The 19,269-nt window shown below is 60.1% G+C and carries 19 protein-coding genes, 1 tRNA gene and 1 other RNA gene; 18 read left to right on the forward strand and 3 right to left on the reverse strand.

Annotated elements, in window-relative coordinates:
- The first annotated feature begins 22 nt into the window (after positions 1-22).
- From EJ997_RS10885 to EJ997_RS10895, 3 genes are read left to right on the forward strand one after another with little or no spacing between them, the layout of a single operon-like run.
- Entirely contained in the window at positions 23-655 is a 633-nt protein-coding gene (locus EJ997_RS10885; protein ID WP_164719977.1) for an ABC transporter permease, read from the forward strand.
- Positions 652-1,476 carry an ABC transporter ATP-binding protein gene (locus EJ997_RS10890; protein WP_126704572.1) on the forward strand — a complete coding sequence of 275 codons (825 nt, stop codon included), beginning with the start codon at positions 652-654 and terminating at the stop codon, positions 1,474-1,476. The genes EJ997_RS10885 and EJ997_RS10890 overlap by 4 nt, the downstream gene beginning before the upstream one ends.
- A 15-nt stretch (positions 1,477-1,491) precedes the next feature.
- Entirely contained in the window at positions 1,492-2,463 is a 972-nt protein-coding gene (locus EJ997_RS10895) for an ABC transporter substrate-binding protein (RefSeq protein ID WP_126704573.1), read from the forward strand.
- 3 nt (positions 2,464-2,466) lie between these two features.
- Here EJ997_RS10895 and EJ997_RS10900 read toward each other — a convergent pair whose 3' ends face one another.
- Positions 2,467-3,162: an SDR family NAD(P)-dependent oxidoreductase gene (locus EJ997_RS10900; protein WP_126704574.1), complete on the reverse strand. Its 696-nt coding sequence runs from the start codon at positions 3,160-3,162 to the stop codon at positions 2,467-2,469.
- 222 nt (positions 3,163-3,384) lie between these two features.
- Between EJ997_RS10900 and ffs the strand changes: the two genes are divergently transcribed.
- The 9 genes from ffs to EJ997_RS10940 all read left to right on the forward strand — a co-directional run bounded on the left by ffs (position 3,385) and on the right by EJ997_RS10940 (position 10,817).
- Positions 3,385-3,479, forward strand: an RNA gene (gene ffs, locus EJ997_RS10905) — signal recognition particle sRNA small type.
- A 215-nt stretch (positions 3,480-3,694) separates the two neighbouring features.
- On the forward strand, positions 3,695-4,615 hold the full coding sequence (locus EJ997_RS10910) for an SPFH domain-containing protein (protein ID WP_228201485.1): 921 nt from the start codon (positions 3,695-3,697) through the stop codon (positions 4,613-4,615).
- 3 nt (positions 4,616-4,618) lie between these two features.
- Complete coding sequence (locus EJ997_RS10915; protein ID WP_126704576.1) at positions 4,619-4,822, forward strand: hypothetical protein; 204 nt, start codon at positions 4,619-4,621, stop codon at positions 4,820-4,822.
- A gap of 181 nt (positions 4,823-5,003) precedes the next feature.
- A complete protein-coding gene (locus tag EJ997_RS10920; protein ID WP_126704577.1) occupies positions 5,004-7,436 on the forward strand; it encodes a DNA polymerase III subunit gamma and tau in 2,433 nt (810 codons plus the stop codon).
- Positions 7,415-7,573: a hypothetical protein gene (locus EJ997_RS12995; RefSeq protein ID WP_164719979.1), complete on the forward strand. Its 159-nt coding sequence runs from the start codon at positions 7,415-7,417 to the stop codon at positions 7,571-7,573. The genes EJ997_RS10920 and EJ997_RS12995 overlap by 22 nt, the downstream gene beginning before the upstream one ends.
- Positions 7,566-7,766: a hypothetical protein gene (locus tag EJ997_RS10925; protein WP_126704578.1), complete on the forward strand. Its 201-nt coding sequence runs from the start codon at positions 7,566-7,568 to the stop codon at positions 7,764-7,766. Before EJ997_RS12995 ends, EJ997_RS10925 begins: the two co-directional genes overlap by 8 nt.
- A complete protein-coding gene (gene recR, locus EJ997_RS10930; RefSeq protein WP_126704579.1) occupies positions 7,766-8,407 on the forward strand; it encodes a recombination mediator RecR in 642 nt (213 codons plus the stop codon). Before EJ997_RS10925 ends, recR begins: the two co-directional genes overlap by 1 nt.
- 107 nt (positions 8,408-8,514) lie before the next feature.
- Entirely contained in the window at positions 8,515-9,777 is a 1,263-nt protein-coding gene (locus tag EJ997_RS10935; protein WP_126704580.1) for an aspartate kinase, read from the forward strand.
- Positions 9,774-10,817, forward strand: coding sequence for an aspartate-semialdehyde dehydrogenase (locus tag EJ997_RS10940; RefSeq protein WP_126704581.1), 1,044 nt, complete (start codon positions 9,774-9,776; stop codon positions 10,815-10,817). The genes EJ997_RS10935 and EJ997_RS10940 overlap by 4 nt, the downstream gene beginning before the upstream one ends.
- A gap of 205 nt (positions 10,818-11,022) precedes the next feature.
- On the opposite strand, the gene EJ997_RS10945 is transcribed toward EJ997_RS10940, so the two are convergent.
- Together EJ997_RS10945 and EJ997_RS10950 are read right to left on the reverse strand one after the other, a co-directional pair.
- Positions 11,023-12,246: a DUF4032 domain-containing protein gene (locus tag EJ997_RS10945; RefSeq protein ID WP_126704582.1), complete on the reverse strand. Its 1,224-nt coding sequence runs from the start codon at positions 12,244-12,246 to the stop codon at positions 11,023-11,025.
- Positions 12,247-12,283: 37 nt separating this feature from the next.
- Positions 12,284-13,414, reverse strand: coding sequence for an ABC transporter ATP-binding protein (locus EJ997_RS10950; protein ID WP_126704583.1), 1,131 nt, complete (start codon positions 13,412-13,414; stop codon positions 12,284-12,286).
- A gap of 226 nt (positions 13,415-13,640) precedes the next feature.
- Here EJ997_RS10950 and EJ997_RS10955 point away from each other — a divergent pair, with 226 nt between their 5' ends.
- From EJ997_RS10955 to EJ997_RS10980, 6 genes are all read left to right on the forward strand, one after another.
- Positions 13,641-15,413, forward strand: a complete 1,773-nt coding sequence (locus EJ997_RS10955; protein ID WP_126704584.1) for a serine/threonine-protein kinase — start codon at positions 13,641-13,643, stop codon at positions 15,411-15,413.
- Positions 15,414-15,423: 10 nt separating this feature from the next.
- Positions 15,424-15,807, forward strand: coding sequence for a hypothetical protein (locus EJ997_RS10960; RefSeq protein ID WP_126704585.1), 384 nt, complete (start codon positions 15,424-15,426; stop codon positions 15,805-15,807).
- Positions 15,808-15,858: 51 nt separating this feature from the next.
- Positions 15,859-16,680, forward strand: coding sequence for a DsbA family protein (locus EJ997_RS10965; protein WP_126704586.1), 822 nt, complete (start codon positions 15,859-15,861; stop codon positions 16,678-16,680).
- A gap of 61 nt (positions 16,681-16,741) precedes the next feature.
- A tRNA-Thr gene (locus EJ997_RS10970) sits at positions 16,742-16,814 on the forward strand.
- Positions 16,815-17,332: 518 nt separating this feature from the next.
- The gene (locus EJ997_RS10975; RefSeq protein ID WP_126704587.1) at positions 17,333-18,850 is read left to right on the forward strand and encodes a molybdopterin-dependent oxidoreductase; all 1,518 of its coding nucleotides are present in this window, start codon (positions 17,333-17,335) and stop codon (positions 18,848-18,850) included.
- Complete coding sequence (locus tag EJ997_RS10980) at positions 18,837-19,109, forward strand: hypothetical protein (RefSeq protein ID WP_126704588.1); 273 nt, start codon at positions 18,837-18,839, stop codon at positions 19,107-19,109. Before EJ997_RS10975 ends, EJ997_RS10980 begins: the two co-directional genes overlap by 14 nt.
- Positions 19,110-19,269 lie beyond the last annotated feature (160 nt).

Genomic DNA, 19,269 nt, shown 5'->3' on the forward strand with positions numbered 1-19,269 from the left:
TTCTTGAGTCGGTCTGGAACTATTGGATCGTGGGGAGGGCAGGACCGACCTGCTGTCCAGCCTGTCGAACCTTGGTGTTGGTCTCGGCATTGGCATTGTTGTCGGAATCCTCCTCGGCCTCGTCATCGGCCAGATCCCCTTCGTCCGGTACGGACTCACCCCGACCCTGGAGTTCATCAGGGCCATCCCGGCCACGGCCCTTCTGCCGTTCGCGATCGTTATCTTTGGTCTGGGCGACGAGATGAAGATCTTCATCATTGCGCTTGGCACGATGTTCCCGATCCTCCTCAACGTCATCGACGGTGTCCGTGGCATTCCGCGCGAATCGCATGATACTGCGCGAAGCTTTGGGATTACGGGATGGACGAAGCAGTGGCGGGTTGTCATTCCTGCCGTTATGCCAAGGGCCGTCGCCGGCATCACCATCGCTATCCCACTGTCCCTGATCCTCGTCGTCACGAGCGAAATGAGGGGATCAGCCGAGGGTATTGGAGCATTCCTCATTACGGCGCAGAACTCCTTCAACCAGACGGCCGTCTGGGGAGTCATCATTCTCCTGGGGCTTCTTGGCGTCATCCTCACCACCATCTTCAACATCATTGAACGCCGGCTCCTAGCCTGGGACCGCGGGCTGCACGGAAGGGACCTCTCATGACGAACAACGTCAGGCTCCGGATCGACGACATCCATAAAACCTATCCGCCGCGGAAGAGGCGTGACCCGGGAACCGAGGTTCTCAAGGGGATCAGCTTGGACGTATACGACCAGGAGTTCCTCACGATCGTCGGCCCCTCCGGCGCAGGTAAGACCACGCTCCTGCGTATCCTTGCCGGGCTCCTTGAGCCCACCTCCGGCCATATTCTCCTGGACGGCAAGGAAATCGACGGCCCACCGCGCGAAATTGCTCTGGTTTTCCAGGACTATTCCCGCTCGCTGTACCCGTGGATGAGTGTGGAGAAGAATATTGGCCTGCCGCTGAAGGCGCACGGCGTCGACTCTGCCGAAATTGCGGGCCGCGTCGAATCCTGCCTGAAGAGCGTTGGCCTAGAAGGCGTTGGCGAGAAATACCCGTGGCAGCTGTCCGGTGGCATGCAGCAGCGCGTCGCCATCGCCCGCGCCATCGCTTACCGTCCCGAGGTCATGGTCCTCGACGAACCCTTCGCTTCCGTCGACGCACAGACCCGCAACGACCTTGAAGACCTGCTTTTGCAGGTCAAGGAAGAAATGAACTCCACGTTCGTTTTCGTTACCCACGACGTGGACGAATCGGTCTACCTGTCCGACCGCGTCGCCATCCTGTCGAAGACTCCCTCCCGGATTGAGCGAGTCATCGACATTAATCTCCCGAAGGAGCGCAACCAGCTGGAAACCCGGGCACTGCCCCAATTCTCCGAGCTCCGCGCAGAGATCTTCGGAACCATCCGCAACCTTGTCGTGCCAACCAATTCTGGCCAGGCGCCCGAGTACACGATCTGATAGCTAAGGAACACTATGAAGAAGTTTGGAAAGTTCGCAGCCCTCGCCCTCTCGGGCCTCATGGCGCTCGCGGCCTGCGGCTCCGACGAGGGGCTTGAGGAGTCGGAGGACGGCCTGACGAAGCTCACCGTCTACCACATCACGACCCTCGATTCGACGCCCCTCTACCTTGGTATTGAGGAGGGCTTTTTCGAAGAGGAGGGCCTGGACGTTGAGGTGAAGATTGCCGAGTCTGGCTCCGCCATCATCCCGTCCGTTGTTAACGGTGAAAGCCCGATCGGCTACGCCAACGTCGTCTCCGACCTCGCGGCAATCGACCAGGGCCTCGACATTCGTTTCGTCTCCAACTGCTGCGGCGTTGGCGCCATTGATGAAGAAAGCACCTCCAGCGTTTTTGTCCTCGAAGACTCTGACATTCAGGGCCCCGAGGACCTTGCCGATACGACCATCGCCGTGAACTCCACGAAGAACCTTGGTGACGTCACCATCCCCGTTGCACTCGAGAACCAGGGAATTGACCCTTCCGGCATCGAGTACATTCCGATGAACTTCTCCGACATGTCGGCCGCTCTTGAGCGTGGCGACGTCGACGCCATCTGGATGGTTGAGCCCTTCCAGACCATTGCCCGCGACAACGGCTACCGTGCCGTCCTCTCGAACTTTGCTGAGGCCTACCCCGACTCGACCCTCGGCTACTACGTCACCTCGGCTGACTTCGCCGAAGAGAACCCGGAGATCGTCGCATCCTTCCAGCGTGCCCTGGACCGTTCGAACGAGTTCGCAACCGAGAACCACGACAGGCTCCGCGAGCTTGCCGTATCCGAGATCGGACTGACCGAAGACGTCGCCTCCCGCGTCTCCTTCGCTACGTTCGTGCCCGGCCTCGACACCGAATCCATCGAGACCTACGGCGAGGCCGCTGTCGAATTCGGCATCATCGACGAAGAGCCCGACTACGACTCCCTCGTCATCCTCCCGCAGGAGTGACGGCTAGCGGCTCGTCGGCGTCACGGTGAGTTGCTCAATAACTGAATCAGGCGGTGCCTCAAGCACCATCCGGATCGCCCAGGCGACCGATGTGGGGGACATGGCGGTAGACGGATCGAAGACACGATCCTGCTTCTCCGCCATGTCCCTTTGCATGTCCGTATCAATTCGCCCTGGCGTTACCGTGCTGACCCGCAGCCCCTTCTCCTCAACGCGTAACACCGAGGCCGCCTTCTCCAGGGCGGCCTTTGACGTCGAATAGGGAAGCCAACCAGGGAAGTCGAGAGTAGCTGCCGTGGATCCCACGTAGATGACGTGGCCCGAAGCGTTCCTCAGGCAGGGCAGGAGCTCGCGCGTGAGGAGAATAGGGGAGAGAACATTGGTCGAATAAACGTCGCGCAGGAACCCATCGGTCACATCCTCCAGCGGTGCTGCCCCTTCAATTCCCGCACACGATACAAAGCCATCGAGACCCGGGCCAGTCAATGCGTCACGCACCGCGGGCCCAACACGTGCGGCTACACCTTCGGGATCGGCGAGATCCCCAAGAATAACCGTGGCAGTAGGGTAGCGTTCTTGGAGTGCCTGAGCACTGGCCTCGCTTCGAGCAAGCAGAATGAGGTTCCATGTTGCAGAAAGCTGGTCAGCGAGCGCCGCACCAACCCCGCGCCCGGCACCGGTAAGGAAAAGAGTCTTCATAGACCAAGTATGTGGTGCCCCAACTCAACGTCCAAGGTGAAAAGTGAATGCACGGGGTGGAGAGAGAAGACTGAAGCCAACAAAATCGTTCCGGGTATGCGGCAAACTCTGGTCGCGATCTTCGACAACTCGTTTGTGCAGGACCATCCGCGTTAACGAGTGCCGGTGCTCACCGTGTGGCGCCCGGCTTTTTGCCTGGGCGGGAACTGCGCTAGACTGGATGACGGCTCCCCACGTGACGTTATCTCGTATACCGCCCAGGGTCGGAAGGCAGCAAGGCAATGCGGGCTCTAGCGGGTGCGTGGGGAGTCCTTTATTCTCCTCGTGCTACTTTCGTGGCGACTTTATCGCCCCAATTCGCGATTCAACCCGTTTTCTTGATTTCGAAATTGTTACTTAAAAGTGATATCACTTTAACCCGCTCTCTGGTAATCTGATATCACATTAAGAGCGTGGTGGATTGGTTGACGGCTTGTCTGCTTGAACAAGAAGGGATGGGGCGATGGAGACCCAAGAAACTCAGAATGTTGATGTGAGCGAAAGGCCGGTTGGTCACGACGGGGCGCAGGTCGAGATTTCGGAGAAGCCATCCTGGACGGCAGGCGCTGGCCCCGCGGCAATAGTTATCGTCCTCATCATTCTTTCTCTCGGTGGATCAATCGGAGCATTCATCGTTGGTGGGCTGGGAACTGCAACGGCCCTCATGATTACTCTCGGGGTTGTTCTCACGATCGTCTGGCTTGTGCTTATGACGATGCCTCGGGTTATTAGCCCGGGACATACCCAGGTTGTGCAGTTCTTTGGTCGCTATCTTGGTACCAACCGCCGGACGGGTCTCTCGCTCGTCCCGCCTTTTACGGTGACCAAGAAGGTGACCGTGCGTGTCCGCAACTTTGAGACAGAGACTATCAAGGTGAACGACGCGAACGGCAACCCGGTCAATATCGGTGCCATTATCGTGTGGCAGGTTGCCGACACAGCAAAGGCCACCTTTGCCGTGGAAGATGTCGATGAATTCATTACCTCTCAGGCCGAGTCGGCTCTTCGGCACGTGGCAACCTCTCATCCGTACGATGGGGGAACACAGCATAACCCCTCGCTGTCGGGATCGACCGAACTGGTTTCCACCGAGCTTGCCAACGAAGTGGCTGCCCGCGTTCACGTCGCAGGCGTAGAGATCCTCGAGGCGCGCATCGGCTCCCTGTCCTACGCTCCCGAGATCGCTCAGGCCATGTTGCAGCGTCAGCAGGCAGGCGCGATTGTTGACGCGCGGGAAACGATCGTGGACGGTGCGGTCACCATGGTGGAAAGCGCTCTCGACCAGCTCGAAGAGAAGGACATCGTGCACCTCGATCCGGAGCGCAGGGCCGCGATGGTCTCCAACCTCCTTGTCGTTCTCTGCTCGGACACGAACGTTCAGCCGATGATCAACACGGGCAGCCTCTACACGTAAGACATGGAACGCAAGAACGTCGCGCTGCGGATCGATCCTGCAGTTTACGAGGCGATTGCTAAGTGGGCGCGGGACGAGACGCGTAGCGCAAATGCTCAGATCGAAGTCATGCTTCGTGACAGCCTGAGGCGAGCCGGGAGACTGCCGAAGGATGTGGGGCAGATCCCCAAGCGTGGGCGGCCACCGCTTGCGTCACAAGACGAGTAAGGGAAACTTCCCTCCCATGAGCAGAAATTGAGGCTCCGCGGCACTGCCGCGGGGCCTTCTGCAATGTCACGCACAGATTTCCGTAGCGACCTTGGCCTCGTTAGCGTTCTTGCTGGGCAGTGTGTCGGGGTGCAACTCCGGCCGTTCGATATCTGCCGGTCCAGGGAACTAGACTGGGCCCGTGAGCACTGCACTGTATCGACGCTATCGGCCCGAGACCTTTGAAGAGGTTGTCGGTCAGGAGCATGTCACCGTTCCGCTCATGGCCGCCCTGGAAGGCGACCGAACGAACCACGCCTATCTGTTCTCCGGCCCGCGCGGCTGTGGAAAGACCACGTCGGCACGGATTCTTGCCAGGTGCCTGAACTGTGCCGAGGGCCCCACGGCCACGCCGTGTGGCGAATGTGAATCGTGCGTGGAGCTGTCCCGCAACGGCTCGGGTTCCCTTGACGTGGTGGAGATGGATGCGGCGTCTCACGGCGGTGTCGAAGATGCGAGAGACCTACGGGAACGCGCTGGTTTTGCGCCGCTTCGCGACCGCTACAAGGTCTTCATTATTGACGAGGCCCACATGGTCTCGCCCCAGGGTTTCAACGCTCTCCTCAAGCTTGTTGAAGAGCCCCCGCCGCACGTTAAGTTTATTTTCGCAACGACGGAGCCCGAAAAGGTTATTGGGACCATCCGATCCCGAACCCACCACTACCCGTTCCGGCTGGTGCCGCCCGGGATCCTCGAAGACTACATGGCCGACATGTGCCGTCAAGAGAACGTCGAGATCGCAGAGGGCGTCCTCCCACTTGTTGTGCGTGCAGGAACCGGCTCGGTCCGTGACAGTCTCTCCGTCCTTGATCAGCTCATCGGCGGCGCCGGGGAGGACGGCGTGAGCTACCAGACTGCCGTGTCCCTCCTCGGGTACACGGACGGTGCCCTCCTGGATGCGGCGGTCGATGCGATTGCCAGCGTGGATGGGGGAGCGCTCTTCACGGCAGCTGCCAACGTTGTCGAATCGGGCCTCGACCCGAGGCGCTTCGTCGAAGACCTCCTTGAACGGCTCCGCGATCTCGTGGTCATTTCCCTTGCGGGTGAGTCCGCGAAAGCCGTTCTTGCGGCGGTCCCCGAGGACCAGCTTGACCGAATGAAGCACCAGGCCGATCAGCTCGGCGCTGGCAGGGCCTCCCGCTGTGCGGATCTAACCAACACGGCTCTGTCGGAAATGATGGGAGCAACCTCCCCGCGTCTTCAGCTTGAGCTACTCTGTGCGCGCCTCCTCCTTGCGTCCTCGACGGTTCAAACATCAGGGGGAGCCCCCGCACCGGTCGCCAGTGTTGAGGATGCTCGAGCGGCCGCGCGAGCCCTCGCCAAGAAGGGCGACAAGAAGCCGGCCGGCGAACCCAAGCCCGCCGCGGCACAGGCGGCGCCGGCGCAACAGGATCCGGCACCCGCCAAGCCCGCGGCGCGTCCCGCGCAGGAGGAGCAGGCTCCGCCAGTTAACCCGCCCGCGACGTCTGCTCCAACGCGCCTCGTTCCGGAGCCCGCCGCACAGGAGCCGGTTGTGCCCAAGGCGCCACCGGTGGATCCTCCCGCTGGTCTCGTACCACGGCCTGCGCAACAGACCACCAATGCGCCTGCTTCGGCGGAAAAGCCAGCTCCAGCTACTCAGCCGGACCTCTCGGATGAGGAGAAGCTCGCCAAGCTTCGTGGTCTCTGGCGTGATGCCATGGCGGACAGGCGTGTTCCGCCCGGAACCTCGAACTTTATTCGGGATGCCAAGGGCAAAACCTCTGTCGTGGATGGCGACCTTCATTTCGACTTCCCGACCCAGGAAGTTGCCAATCGATTTATTGATGAAGGGCGTTCGGGCGGCTTGGAAACCGTGTTCTCCGAGATGCTCAAGAAGCAACTGACGGTCCACGTCGGAGTGATCGGTGTTCCAAAAGAGACCGTCCGAGAGTCCTCTGACGATACGGAGGGTGACTCACGTGAGCGGGTAGTGACATCGACTACCGCTCCTACGGATCACTCTGCCCAGAGCCGTTTCGATGACGGGCAGTCTGGCGCACCCACTTCCGCCCCATCGCCTTCACCAGCTTCAAACGACCCAGATTCCGACGGTGGGGCTCACGGTTCAAACGATTCCGCGGAGATTGCCTCGCCGGTCGCACCGGTGCCACAGCCCACGGCTGTGACTCCGGGTGGTTCTGGGTCGGCCAATACTTCGGCGTCTGCGGACACTGGGGGGCGCGACTCCTCCCAGCGGGAGCGGCCCATGTCGGCAATCGAGCGGGCACGCGCCCGCAGTGCAGAAAGCCGGGGGAGTGCCCCCAGTCCAGCTGACGCGAGGAATGTGCCCCCGGATGACTGGGGTTATCCGGAGCCCACACCCCCGGACGATGACAAATACGGAGAGATTCCCGCGGGTCTGCCGAGCGACCTTCCAGACATTGTCATGGAAGATTTCCCGGCCCCGCCCCCGCGGACATGCCTTCCTTCCCGGCTCCGCCCCCGCGGAATGCCCCATCAACCGGCGGTCCGGCCTTCGGTGCGTCCAGCGGAGGTAGTTTCTCGAAGCTTGCGGAGAACCGCGGTACTGTCGTGCCCGAAGAGGAAAAGCTAGATGTCGAGCATGAAGAGGAGCTCGTATCGGATGATGATCCGCTGGCCCTCGAGGCCGAAGGAATTGGGCTACAGGTTGTTATCGAGATGTTCGGTGGCAAGGTGATTGAAGAAGTGGAGGAGGATCGCGATGTTTGAGTGGGAGATCGGATACGCCCCTGACCTTGAAGAGGCGATGGATCAACACCGCAGGCGAATCGAAGCCGCGCACGAAGACCTTATGCGCGGAGTCGTCGATGCTGAAAACCTCGACTGCTTCCTCGTGCTCTTGAGAGAGCAGACTCTGGGAACCGGCGAGTTTTCTGATGAAACTGGCTGGGAGGAACTCTAGTGGCCGGAGTTTATGACGGCGCGGTCCAGGACCTTATCGATGAGCTGGGACGCCTCCCCGGTATCGGACCGAAGAGCGCGCAACGCATTGCTTTCCACCTGCTGTCCTCCGAAGAGGCAGATGTCCAAGCACTCATTGACGCGATGACGGCCGTGAAGTCAAAGGTTCGGTTCTGCGATATTTGCGGCAACGTGACCGAACAGGAGCAGTGTCGGATCTGCTCTGACCCGCGTCGCGTCGATACGGTGATCTGCGTTGTGGAAGAACCGAAGGACATCGTTGCCATTGAACGGACACGAGAGTACCGCGGCAGGTACCACGTGCTCGGAGGAGCCATCAATCCCATCGAGGGCGTGGGCCCCGACGATCTGCGTATCCGGCAACTGTTCACCAGACTTGCTGACGGCAAGGTGCAAGAGATCATTATTGCGACCGACCCGAACATCGAGGGTGAGGCCACCGCTTCCTATCTGATCCGTTCTCTCGCCCCCATGGGAGTCAACGTCTCCCGTCTGGCCTCCGGCCTTCCGGTAGGCGGCGACCTTGAGTATGCTGACGAAATCACGCTCTCTCGAGCCTTCGAGGGACGCACAATGGTGCATAGGACTTCTGCCGACCCGAACGGCACGAAGGAGACCTAATATTGCACTCATCACCATCCAATTAATGAGAAATGTGGGATGGACTCTAGGAGTGTTCGGCAAATGGTCGGACAATGGGAGCCACCCAATCAGACGGAGTAGACATCGTGAGCCTTGTAGTCCAGAAGTACGGCGGATCGTCGGTATCGGATGCTGACGCGCTGAAGCGCGTCGCAAAGCGCATTGTCGACACAAAAAAGGCCGGCAACGATGTCGTCGTTGTCGTCTCCGCCATGGGCGACACGACCGATGAACTTCTCGACCTCGCTGCACAGATCACGTCCAAGCCGCCCGCTCGGGAAATGGATATTCTCCTCACCGCAGGCGAGCGCGTCTCAATGTCGCTGCTTGCGATGGCGGTTGATGAACTGGGTGTTCCCGCGCACGCCTACACGGGCCAGCAGGCAGGGCTCCGTACCGACAACCAGTACGGCAAGGCCTCGATCGTCGGTATTGTTCCGGAACGAATCGCCCGTGATGTGAAGGACGGATCCGTTGCCATCATCGCCGGATTCCAGGGCGTCAACGAACTGAACGACGTCACGACCCTCGGTCGCGGCGGATCTGACACGACCGCTGTTGCGCTTGCGGCGGCCATGCATGCCGATGTTTGCGAGATCTACACGGATGTCGACGGCCTCTACTCGGCCGATCCTCGGATCGTGCCGTCCGCGCACCGAGTGCAGTCCCTCGACTACGAGGAAACCCTTGAACTAGCTGGGCAGGGAGCGAAGATCCTGCATCTGCGGGCGGTGGAGTTTGCACGCAAGTACAACGTGCCGCTCCACGTGCGCTCCTCATTCTCCGAACTGGAAGGAACCTGGATCATGAACAAGGACGAACGGGACATGGAGTCCCCCATCATCACCGGAATCGCCCACGACCGTTCGCAGTCGAAGCTGTCGATTCTCGGTGTGCCGGACGTCCCCGGTAAGGCCGCGAAGGTCTTCGGGAAGGTTGCCGAGGTTGGCGCCAACATCGACATGATCGTCCAGAACGTGGCAGCGTCGGATCCCGGTAAAACCGATATTTCCTTCACGCTGCCGAGCGACAGCGCAGCCGTTGCTCTGAAGGCCATCGAAGAGATGAAGGACGAGCTTCAGTACCGCGAGGTGACCTACAACGAGAAGGTCGGCAAGCTCTCCCTGATCGGAGCCGGCATGCGCTCCCACCCGGGCGTTTCCGCGAAGCTGTTCGGTGCGCTCGCGAATACGGGGATCAACATCGACATGATTTCGACGTCGGAGATCCGTATTTCTGTTGTTGTACACATTGACCAATTGGATGAAGCGGTCCGTGCAGTCCACACGGCATTCGACCTCGATGCCGAAGACACTCAGGCCGTGGTTTACGGAGGGACAGGACGATGAGCATCACTCTTGCAGTAGTAGGGGCAACCGGACAGGTTGGACAGGTCATGCGGGACCTTCTCGAACAGCGTGGCACGAAGGCAGATAAGATCCGTTTCTTTGCCTCGTCCCGTTCCGCCGGAACCGAGCTCGAGTTCCGCGGCGAAAAGATTGTTGTCGAGGACGTTGCAACGGCCGATTACTCCGGCATTGATATTGCAATCTTCTCCGCGGGTGGCGGCACCTCCAAGGAATATGCCCCCAAGTTCGCGGCAGCTGGCGCGGTCGTCGTGGATAACAGCTCGGCATGGCGTAAGGACCCCGAGGTTCCCCTCGTCGTCTCCGAAGTGAACCCCGATGCGATCACGAACCGCCCGAAGGGCATTATCGCGAACCCGAACTGCACGACCATGGCAGCTATGCCGGTCCTGAAGCCCCTCCACGAGGAAGCTGGACTGGCCCGTCTCATCGTGTCCTCGTACCAGGCAGTCTCCGGATCCGGCCTTGCCGGGGTCTCGGAGCTCACCGACCAGGTGCAGGCAGGTGCGCAGCAGGACCTTACGCAGCTTGTCACAGACGGCTCCGCAGTCGATCTGCCCGAACCGAACACCTACGTAGCTCCGATCGCCTTCAACGTTGTTGCCTTCGCTGGCGGCCTTGTTGATGATGGCAGTAACGAGACCGATGAAGAGCAGAAGCTCCGGTTCGAGTCCCGCAAGATCCTGAACGTCCCGGAGCTCGCAGTCTCCGGCACGTGCGTCCGCGTACCCGTCTACTCGGGCCACGGCCTTGCCATCAACGCCGAGTTCGATCGCGAGATCGACGTGGAGAAGGCCACGAAGCTTCTCGAGGCAGCCCCAGGGGTCGAAGTTGTTGATGTCCCGAACCCGCTCCAGGCCGCAGGTCAGGACCCGTCGTTCGTTGGCCGTATCCGAGCCGACCAGTCCGTTCCCGGCGGCAAGGGCCTCGCCATGTTCGTCGTTGGCGACAACCTCCGCAAGGGTGCCGCCCTCAACGCAATCCAGATTGCCGAACTCCTCATCGAGGAGCTGGACGCCTAGTTCCGATCATCACGGAGATTCCTTCACCGGATCGTCTAAAACCTGAAAACCTTGGTGGGGCGCAGTTTCAAACTGCGCCCCACCAAGCGTGAATACGATGAATTGGTTCGCGCATGGAAGATCCGCGGATGAGAATGACCCTCCTCAGGTGGCGGGGACCTGCGCTCGGTAGCAGCCGCGGGAAAGCAAGCCGGTTCGGTATTGCCTAGTCGCCACCCGAGTTGAGGAGTGCCCGCTCGTCGGGTCTGTGAATGAGGATCTGTTCGATGTAGGAGCGGGTGGAGTAGGCCATGGAAACGTCATGCCCGGCCTTTTCCGACATGTACCAGCGGTGTTCGAGAAGTTCGTGGTAGAGCTCGGCGGGCTGGAGACGGCCCCGGAGGTGGACGGGGATGGCGCTGACCGATGGCTCGAAGATGTTCAGCATCCACGACTGAGCAACGGTGCGTAGGGGTTCGTCGGTTAGGCCAGAATGGGCCCGGTAGGATTCGATGTCATTGAGGAGCCTGCGCGCCTGGTTCTCTTCCACGTCGAGACCGGTGAGCCGCATGATTTGTCGGTGATAGTGGCCAGCATCGACAACAACGGGTTGGATCGACACCGAGGTGCCCGCGCTATCAGTTGTCATGGTAAACTCGCCGACGTCAAAACCGAGTGAGTTGAGCCGGTTGATCCTGTCATCCATCCGCCAACGCTCGTTCGTCGCAAAGGAATCGACCCTGGTGAGCTCGCCCCACAGGGTCGTATAGCGCTCTTCGAGTCGGTCGCCAAGGGCAATGACGTTAACATCTGCGTCCAGCATTTCGCCTGACTGGAGATCCATGAGCTCGCCAATGATATTTGTGCGGGCCACGTCGATATCGTAGGTCCGTTTTCCGTTCGACAATTTCTCGTATAGTTCGCCCGTTTCGGCATCGACCAGGTAGGCGGCGAACGCACCGGCATCCCTGCGGAACAGGGTGTTAGACAGTGACACGTCGCCCCAGTAGAAGCCGAGCAGGTGCAGGCGGACAAGAAGGATCGACAGGGCGTCGATCAGTCGGTCAGCCGTCTCGGGCTTGAGCCACTGCCCGAACAGTGCCCGGTAGGGCAACGAGTACGGCAGATGTTCGGTGATGAGAGCTGCCTGTAGGGGGCTCCCGTCAGCGCTTACCCGGCCGGTGACGACCGCCAGGGGCGTGACCGCGGGAGCGTCGATCTTGCCAAGGTCCCGCAGCATGTCGTACTCGCGGTGAGCGATGGAATCGGAGATTTCCTTGATGGCGATAACGCGGCCCTCGAGGTGCGCGAATTGCACGACATGCCTCGAGATGCCCCGAGGTAGGGCCGCGATCGTCTCCTCCGGCCAGTTCTCCAAAGGTAGGTGCCACGGAAGATCGAACAGTGCGGGTTCGGGATATGCGGCAGTGATTTGGAGGGAAACTGACACGGAGGCCTTTCTGGGCGTAAGGCGCCCACCTGGTGAACTAACGCCGGTTCAGGGCGTTGCCAGTTGACTGGCTGAAGAAGTAGCCGGTGCCCGGCTTTAGCTGGACGTGGATGACCTCGTCTGCTTCGGGGACAGACGCGGGAGGGATGCGGATAACAACCTGGTCGGACCCATCGCCGGAACCGAATTTGTCGACCTCTGACTCGTGTCCAAGGACGCTACCGTAAATGTAGGCATCGGAGCCGAGTTCCTCGACAAGGGTGACCTTGACGGGGATTGTGTACTCGGCGCCAGCTTCGGCACGTTCGAGGTTCTCGGGACGGAAACCGACGATGATGCGGTTGTCATCTTCCGGGCTGATTGAAGACTGCACATCGGCGGGAAGCGGAACACGAGCCTCGCCGTAGATGGCGTGGTCACCATCGATACGCCAGGAACCGATGTTCATCGCGGGGGAGCCGATGAAGCCGGCGACGAAGCGGTTGGCGGGGGAGTCGTACATTTCGCGCGGGGTGCCAACCTGCTGGAGGAGACCGTCCTTGAGGACCGCGATCCGGTCACCCATGGTCAGGGCCTCGGTCTGGTCGTGCGTGACGTAGACGGTGGTGATGCCGAGGCGGCGCTGGAGCGACGCAATCTGGGTGCGGGTCTGGACGCGGAGCTTCGCATCGAGGTTCGACAGCGGCTCATCCATAAGGAACACCTGGGGCTGACGAACAATTGCACGGCCCATCGCGACGCGCTGACGCTGGCCACCGGAAAGTGCCTTAGGCTTGCGCTCGAGGTACTCCTCAAGGTCAAGAATCTTTGCGGCCTCCAGGACGCGCGCGTTGATCTCTTCCTTTGGGGTGCCCGCGATCTTCAGGGCAAAGCCCATGTTCTGGGCCACTGTCATGTGGGGGTAGAGGGCGTAGTTCTGGAACACCATTGCGATGTCCCTGTCCTTCGGGGTGACGTCTGTGACGTCCTTATCGCCAATGAAGATGCGTCCCTGATCGACTTCTTCAAGACCGGCAAGCATGCGGAGTGACGTTGACTTTCCACATCCCGAGGGTCCAACGAGAACGAGAAACTCGCCGTCCTCAATTTCTAGGTTGAGCGAATCAACCGCCGGCTTATCTGAGCCGGGGTAAACGCGCGTGGCGTTGCTAAAGGTTACAGTGGCCATGAGAGGTCCCTTCACCGGCAGGTACGTGCCGGACGATCCGATGTGAAGGTGCCGGTACCGGGTGTCGGCACTGACACGGCCACTTAAAGAATGGAGAGGAACACCGCTGTTCCTCGGGCTTCTCCAGCGGCCTCCTTAATAATGCCGGTTTTGTCACCAACATTTCAAGTGAGAACTCCCCATCCGTGTCAGTGCTCATAGGAGAATCTCAGGTACCGTAGAAGACGTGCAGGAGCGCAGTGAAATTGGCGGCTATCAGCTGGTTGAGAAAATCGGCTTCGGTGGCATGTCGACCGTGTATGAGGCGCTTGACGGTGGCGGCGATCGTGTCGCTCTCAAGCTTCTCCACCCGTCGATCGCAGCCGACCCCAACGCAAGGGACCGGCTGCGCCGCGAAGTGCGCACGCTACGGCAAGTAACCGGGCCCTACGTTGCCCAGGTCATCGATGCTGAAACGGAAGACGACGAGGCCTTTATTGTCACCGAGCTCATCGACGGCCCCACCCTGTCCGTGGATGTTTCCGAAAACGGCGTATTTGTCGGTAAGGACCTTGCCGACCTGGCAAAAGAGCTAGCCGAGGCCCTGTCCGCTATTCACAGCAAGGGAGTTCTCCACAGGGATCTCAAGCCGTCGAACGTTATGATGAGCCAACGCGGCCCTGTCCTCATTGACTTCGGTATCGCCCAGATCGCTGAGGAATCACGCCTGACAGCGACCGGCCTGATCGCTCACACGCCGGGCTATGCGGCTCCCGAAGTTCTGAACGGGGATGACCCCACGACCGCAGCCGACTGGTGGTCGTGGGCCGCGACGCTTGCCTACGCCGCAACGGGGCACGCCCCGTTTGGTACTGGGCATAGCCCCAAGGTGACGAGGAAGGTCCTGACGGGCGAATGCGACCTGTCGGGAGCCGATCCGGTCGTCGCCTACGCGCTTGAGGCCGCTCTCAACTGTCGGCCCGATCGGCGTCCCGACCCCGTTCAGGTCATCGGAATGCTGGACGGCACGATCGAGGTCGACGAAGATGATCTCGCGCTCGGCCCCACCCATGCAGACCACATGTCGCTGGGATACACCCAGGATACGAGGGCGCTCGATGCTCTTGATGCGATTGAGGAAACGGAGCGTTCAGCCGGTCCCGGGTCTGCGCCCCCACCCTACTTCCCGCCACAGGCGGGACGGGCACCCGTGCACCAGCCTGCGAACCCGCCGAGCGGACAGTTCCTGCCGAATCAGCAAGTCTCCCAGCAGCCCGTTAGCCATCACCGGGCACCGCAGCAACTGAACCACCAGGCCGGACAGCAGCTCCACCAAACAAGCCCGTACGACCACGGGGGATCGGCCGTGTTCCATCCGCGCCAGGACTTCGCCGTCGTTGCCCACGCCCGGTTTGATCCGCGGTTCACGAGCAACCCGGCACCAATACCGGACTGGCTACGTCCTGCCCCGCGCCGGCCCTGGATCACCATCATGCTGTGGCTCGTGTTTACCGCATGGGCGGGAGTTCTACCCAGCTACTCGATTGCCCTGTTCGTGGCGTACTCGCTCGTCACGTCGATTGTCGGAGTGGCCCGCGACGGTCTAATCCGTGCTCGTCTCGAACGAGGCGGTCGATATCGGACCGAGTCGATGACCATCATTGGCAGGCTGCCGCTGTCGATCTTCGGCGGCATTGCCCGCACCGTCGCCTCTGTTGGTTCCGGCGTCGTCATCGGCGGTGGGCTTGCCTGGATGTGTCATGGACTGTTCGGTACCGCCGAGATCGTGTGCACCGCGGGCGGTGCCCTGATTGGTAGCTGGATTGCCTGGATTTATCCGACGAGCGGACCGTCGCGGGAAACCACCCGTCACCTGTTCGCCACCATCGCACCTTCGGCGGGATACCGCCTGTTCTGGGGCGTGCTCGCCCTAGCCCTCCTGTCGCTGGCCCTGTCGGTCTATTCCGGTGGCGCAGATCCTGACTGGAGCCCGTTCTCAACACCTTTCATCTTCAACTAGACTGTTTTCTATGACCGCGCGTAACCGACTCGTCATCGCCGCAGTGCCCGCACTTGCTGCGATTCTGACGTCCGTTGGTGCGCGGTGCACCGATGCGGTCCACCCCTATCTTTCGGCGATCGGAATCGTCCACGAGGACGCCGGTTGCACGAGCGGCACTGCCCTTGGCCCGAGCACCTTCCAGGTTGTTGGCCTGCTCGCCATGGTCCTTCTCGGAGTTGTCGCCAATTCGGTTGCGGTCCGAGAAGCCGCCACCGCTTTCATTGCGCACCTTGTTCCCACCGTGCCGCGGTGGAGGACCCCGGACCCGGTCCCGGTCATGGCTGGATACGTTCGACAGAGCACGTGGGGAGTTTCCCGGGCTGTTGGATCACGCGACCCTCCCGGGTGCTAGCGAGAAACCCAGCCCCAATCTCTCATTTCAGTACGAAGGGACCCCCACATCATGGCTAATCAGCAGACAAAGGCGGAGCGCCGCGAAGCAGCCCGCGAAAAGGCCCGCAAGCTCCAGGAGCTCGAGGAAAAGCGCGCGAAGCGCAACAAGCTCATCACCATCATCGTTAGCGTCGTCGCAATCGCTCTCGTTGGCGTCGCAATCTGGTCGATCGTTGCCAACGGTAGCGATGACGAAGAAGACGCGATGCGTCAGGAGTACGATCCGGTTGCAGTCCAGGTTGAGCCCGTCACCATCGAAGGTGCAGACGTCCCGACCGGCTTCTCGGTGCTCGGTGAAGACGCCGAGCACTCGGAAGACGCACAGCGAGTCGAGATTTACTTCGACTACATGTGCATCCACTGCAACAACCTTGAGCAGTGGAACGGCGGCGATCTCAACGAAATTACCGCTCAAGGTGACGCCGAGATCTTCTACTACCCCGTTGCGATCTTGAACAACGACATCTCCGCCTACGGTGCGGCAACGTTCCAGTACATTGCTGAGAACTCGCCCGAGCACTTGATGGCGTACCACAAGAATCTCTTCGACATCACCGATGCCTACCTCTACAACCGCGAGGCCGTCCGCCCCGACTGGGACAGCGTGAAGCAGGCGGCACGTGACGCAGGCGTTCCCGACGACATGGTGGACTCCCTCGAATCCGAGGTCGACCTCGAATGGGTCAACGCGGCCAACCAGCAGTTCAGCGCCAACGGCTTCACCGGTACCCCGACCGTTCTCCTGAACGGAGAGGTCAACTACGAGTATGCGGAGAACGACTTCCCCGCCATGCTCGGCCTGGCAGAGCCCGAGGCTGACACGGAGGAATAAGAATCACAGTTCGCGGGTTGGCTTTGCCAGCGACAGATCTGGCAGAATTGACCCGCGCCACGCCACCTTAGCTCAGCTGGTAGAGCACCCGCCTTGTAAGCGGACGGTCGTCGGTTCGAATCCGACAGGTGGCTCAGCAAAGCCCCGGCATTCGTCACAAGCGAGATCGGGGCTTTGTGCTGTCTTCGCGCCCGGACAACGTTGTCTGAAGCCGACTCCGTGCCTTGCCGGCTCCACTGATGAATGTCTAGCAAACGCTTCCGCAAAGAAACTGCAACACCGAGACCCCGGCGTCGGATCTGACACTGAGAGCTTGGTTGACGTCGATGTGCCACGTGATAGTCTCTTACGATATGTGATCATTAACATAGGGGTTTAGATAGAGTATTGATAAGCATTTGCAGTTATTCGCGCTAACCGCATGTTAATGACTGAGTGTCCAATTTGGAGAACCGAGATGCAGCCGAATTTGGGCTTGAGTGTGTCCGCCGCGATTGGCTTTATCGGAGCCTAGCGATGAATTCTGTGAATTCGCTTTATTTATAACGAGAAAACCCGTACATTTAAATTGTTAGTACCAAAAGTATTCGTATTTGATCCGTGATGCGGGCTCGTGAGCAGGCGGAATCGGATATGTGGGAGTGGAGGAACCGTGGATCCGGATTTCCCTTTGTGGCTACGTGCCACGCATCTTATTAACTTTGTTCTTATCGGCATTCTGCTGCGAAGCGGCTGGGAGATGCTGTCCTCGTTGCCGCGCCTGTGGTGGAGTAACGACAGTGCGCCCGGCAAGGAGTGGCTACGCTTTACCAAGCGCAAGCTTCCCAAGGAGGAGGGCGTCTACACCTCGCTCATGGACGAGCGAAGCCTGTCACCGTTGATCGGCTTGCCCGGACGCAAAAACATTGGCCTCGGACGTCACTGGCACGGCCTGGGCACCACGCTGTGGATGCTTAATGGCATCGTTTACGTGGTGCTCCTGTTCGGCACGGGCTTGTGGCGCAGGATCATCCCCACCTCGTGGGACATCTTCCCGCAGGCTTGGGACTCGCTTGTCATGTACCTTGGCTTCACGAAGCCGTCGGTCGAGCACTTCCAGCCGTATGACGCTCTGCAGATGCTGGGCTATACGTTTATCATCTTCGTTGTTGCCCCGCTCATGATTCTCACGGGTCTTGCCATGGCTCCGGCAATCCGAAACCGTTTCCCTCGGTACGTGAAGTTCTGGGGAGGTCATCAGGGTGCGCGCTCGATCCACTTCATTCTCATGGTCATCATGACCCTGTTTATCGTCATGCACGTGAGCCTCGTCTTTATCGTTCACGCCGAATACAACCTGCCGCGAATGATCTTTGGAGCGAACGATCCGGAGCGGTATGCGCAGGCGTTCACGATTGCGCTCGCCACGATTACTATCGTGATCTTCTTCTGGATCTTCCTGTCCTACTGGTCGCTCGCGGATCGTCCGAGGGCGCAGCGGTTCCTCGTGAAGGTTACCGAGCCAGCTCGTAAGATCGGTCTGGGCTGGATGAAGCCGACGGTGGAGGATGCCAAGGCCCTCGGCAAGGACGACGTGTCTGAGTTCCACTGGACTAACGGGCTGCCTCCGACCGAGGACGAATCTCCGGAGTGGCTGGAAGCAAAGGCCAGCAACTGGGAGAGTTGGCGACTGCACGTTGGTGGGGGTGCTGACGGCGAGAGCCTCGACCTCAGCCTCGATGACCTAAAGCAGCTACCCAAGGTCGAATACTATGCAACCCACACGTGCATGCAGGGATGGTCTGGCACTTCCCTCTGGGGCGGCGCACGGCTCACGGACGTTCTCGATCTTCTGGGCCCCAGGCCCCAAGGCGCCAACTACGTCATGGTTGAGTCGTACGGCCTCGCGCAGGAAATGATCGATCACCGCCCGCGCGAACCGTTCTATTCGGTGCTGGATCTGGACACGATCGAGGAGCAGGGCGTGATCCTTGCGTACGAACGTAACTCCAAGCCGCTCGAGGTTCACCTGGGTGCCCCGGTTCGCCTCCGTGCGGAATCCAATCATGGTTATAAGATGGTCAAGTGGGTGAAGTCGGTCCAGTGGATTGACGACTATTCCAAGTACGGGGATGGTCGAGGCGGAACCCGCGAAGATTCAGCATTGCAGGCATTCAATGGCCGCATCTAACCGCAAGGATTCCATGATTTCTACGACCTATATTCTGGATGGGGTAACGTCGGATGACGATGTCCTCGACCTCCGTCTGAAAGTAAGCTCCTACGACGCGAAGGTTGGCGGTGTCTCCTTCGAACGTCAGGAAGGCGGCCGCGCCCTCATGATTGTCAAGCACAAGGATGATGTCGTTCTCGACACCGACAACATCCGTGCGCTTGTGGCGTCGGCAGGCGACTTTACGCTTGACGGGCCAGTGGAGAATAAGGCTTAGAACAGTTCAGTGTTCACCAGGGGTGGGGCCAGCTAAAGCAGTTGGTCCCACCCCGTTCTTTCTCAAAGAATAAATTCGGGCAACAATCGTGGCTGTACCGCCCGGGGTACTGAATTGTCAGCCTCAGTCGCACAGTTTCTATCACCGCACCAAGGGGGCT

The organism is Flaviflexus ciconiae, from assembly GCF_003971195.1.
Lineage (GTDB): Bacteria > Actinomycetota > Actinomycetes > Actinomycetales > Actinomycetaceae > Flaviflexus > Flaviflexus ciconiae.

What these genes read in the sequence shown, in the direction of transcription:
- EJ997_RS10915 (WP_126704576.1), top strand. Translation starts at nt 4,619, where the DNA reads ATGGAACGCAAGAACGTCGCGCTGCGGATCGATCCTGCAGTTTACGAG.
- EJ997_RS10940 (WP_126704581.1), top strand. Translation starts at nt 9,774, where the DNA reads ATGAGCATCACTCTTGCAGTAGTAGGGGCAACCGGACAGGTTGGACAG.
- EJ997_RS10895 (WP_126704573.1), top strand. Translation starts at nt 1,492, where the DNA reads ATGAAGAAGTTTGGAAAGTTCGCAGCCCTCGCCCTCTCGGGCCTCATG.
- EJ997_RS10980 (WP_126704588.1), top strand. Translation starts at nt 18,837, where the DNA reads ATGGCCGCATCTAACCGCAAGGATTCCATGATTTCTACGACCTATATT.
- EJ997_RS10890 (WP_126704572.1), top strand. Translation starts at nt 652, where the DNA reads ATGACGAACAACGTCAGGCTCCGGATCGACGACATCCATAAAACCTAT.
- EJ997_RS10960 (WP_126704585.1), top strand. Translation starts at nt 15,424, where the DNA reads ATGACCGCGCGTAACCGACTCGTCATCGCCGCAGTGCCCGCACTTGCT.
- EJ997_RS10925 (WP_126704578.1), top strand. Translation starts at nt 7,566, where the DNA reads ATGTTTGAGTGGGAGATCGGATACGCCCCTGACCTTGAAGAGGCGATG.
- EJ997_RS10965 (WP_126704586.1), top strand. Translation starts at nt 15,859, where the DNA reads ATGGCTAATCAGCAGACAAAGGCGGAGCGCCGCGAAGCAGCCCGCGAA.
- EJ997_RS10900 (WP_126704574.1), bottom strand. Translation starts at nt 3,162, where the DNA reads ATGAAGACTCTTTTCCTTACCGGTGCCGGGCGCGGGGTTGGTGCGGCG.
- EJ997_RS10950 (WP_126704583.1), bottom strand. Translation starts at nt 13,414, where the DNA reads ATGGCCACTGTAACCTTTAGCAACGCCACGCGCGTTTACCCCGGCTCA.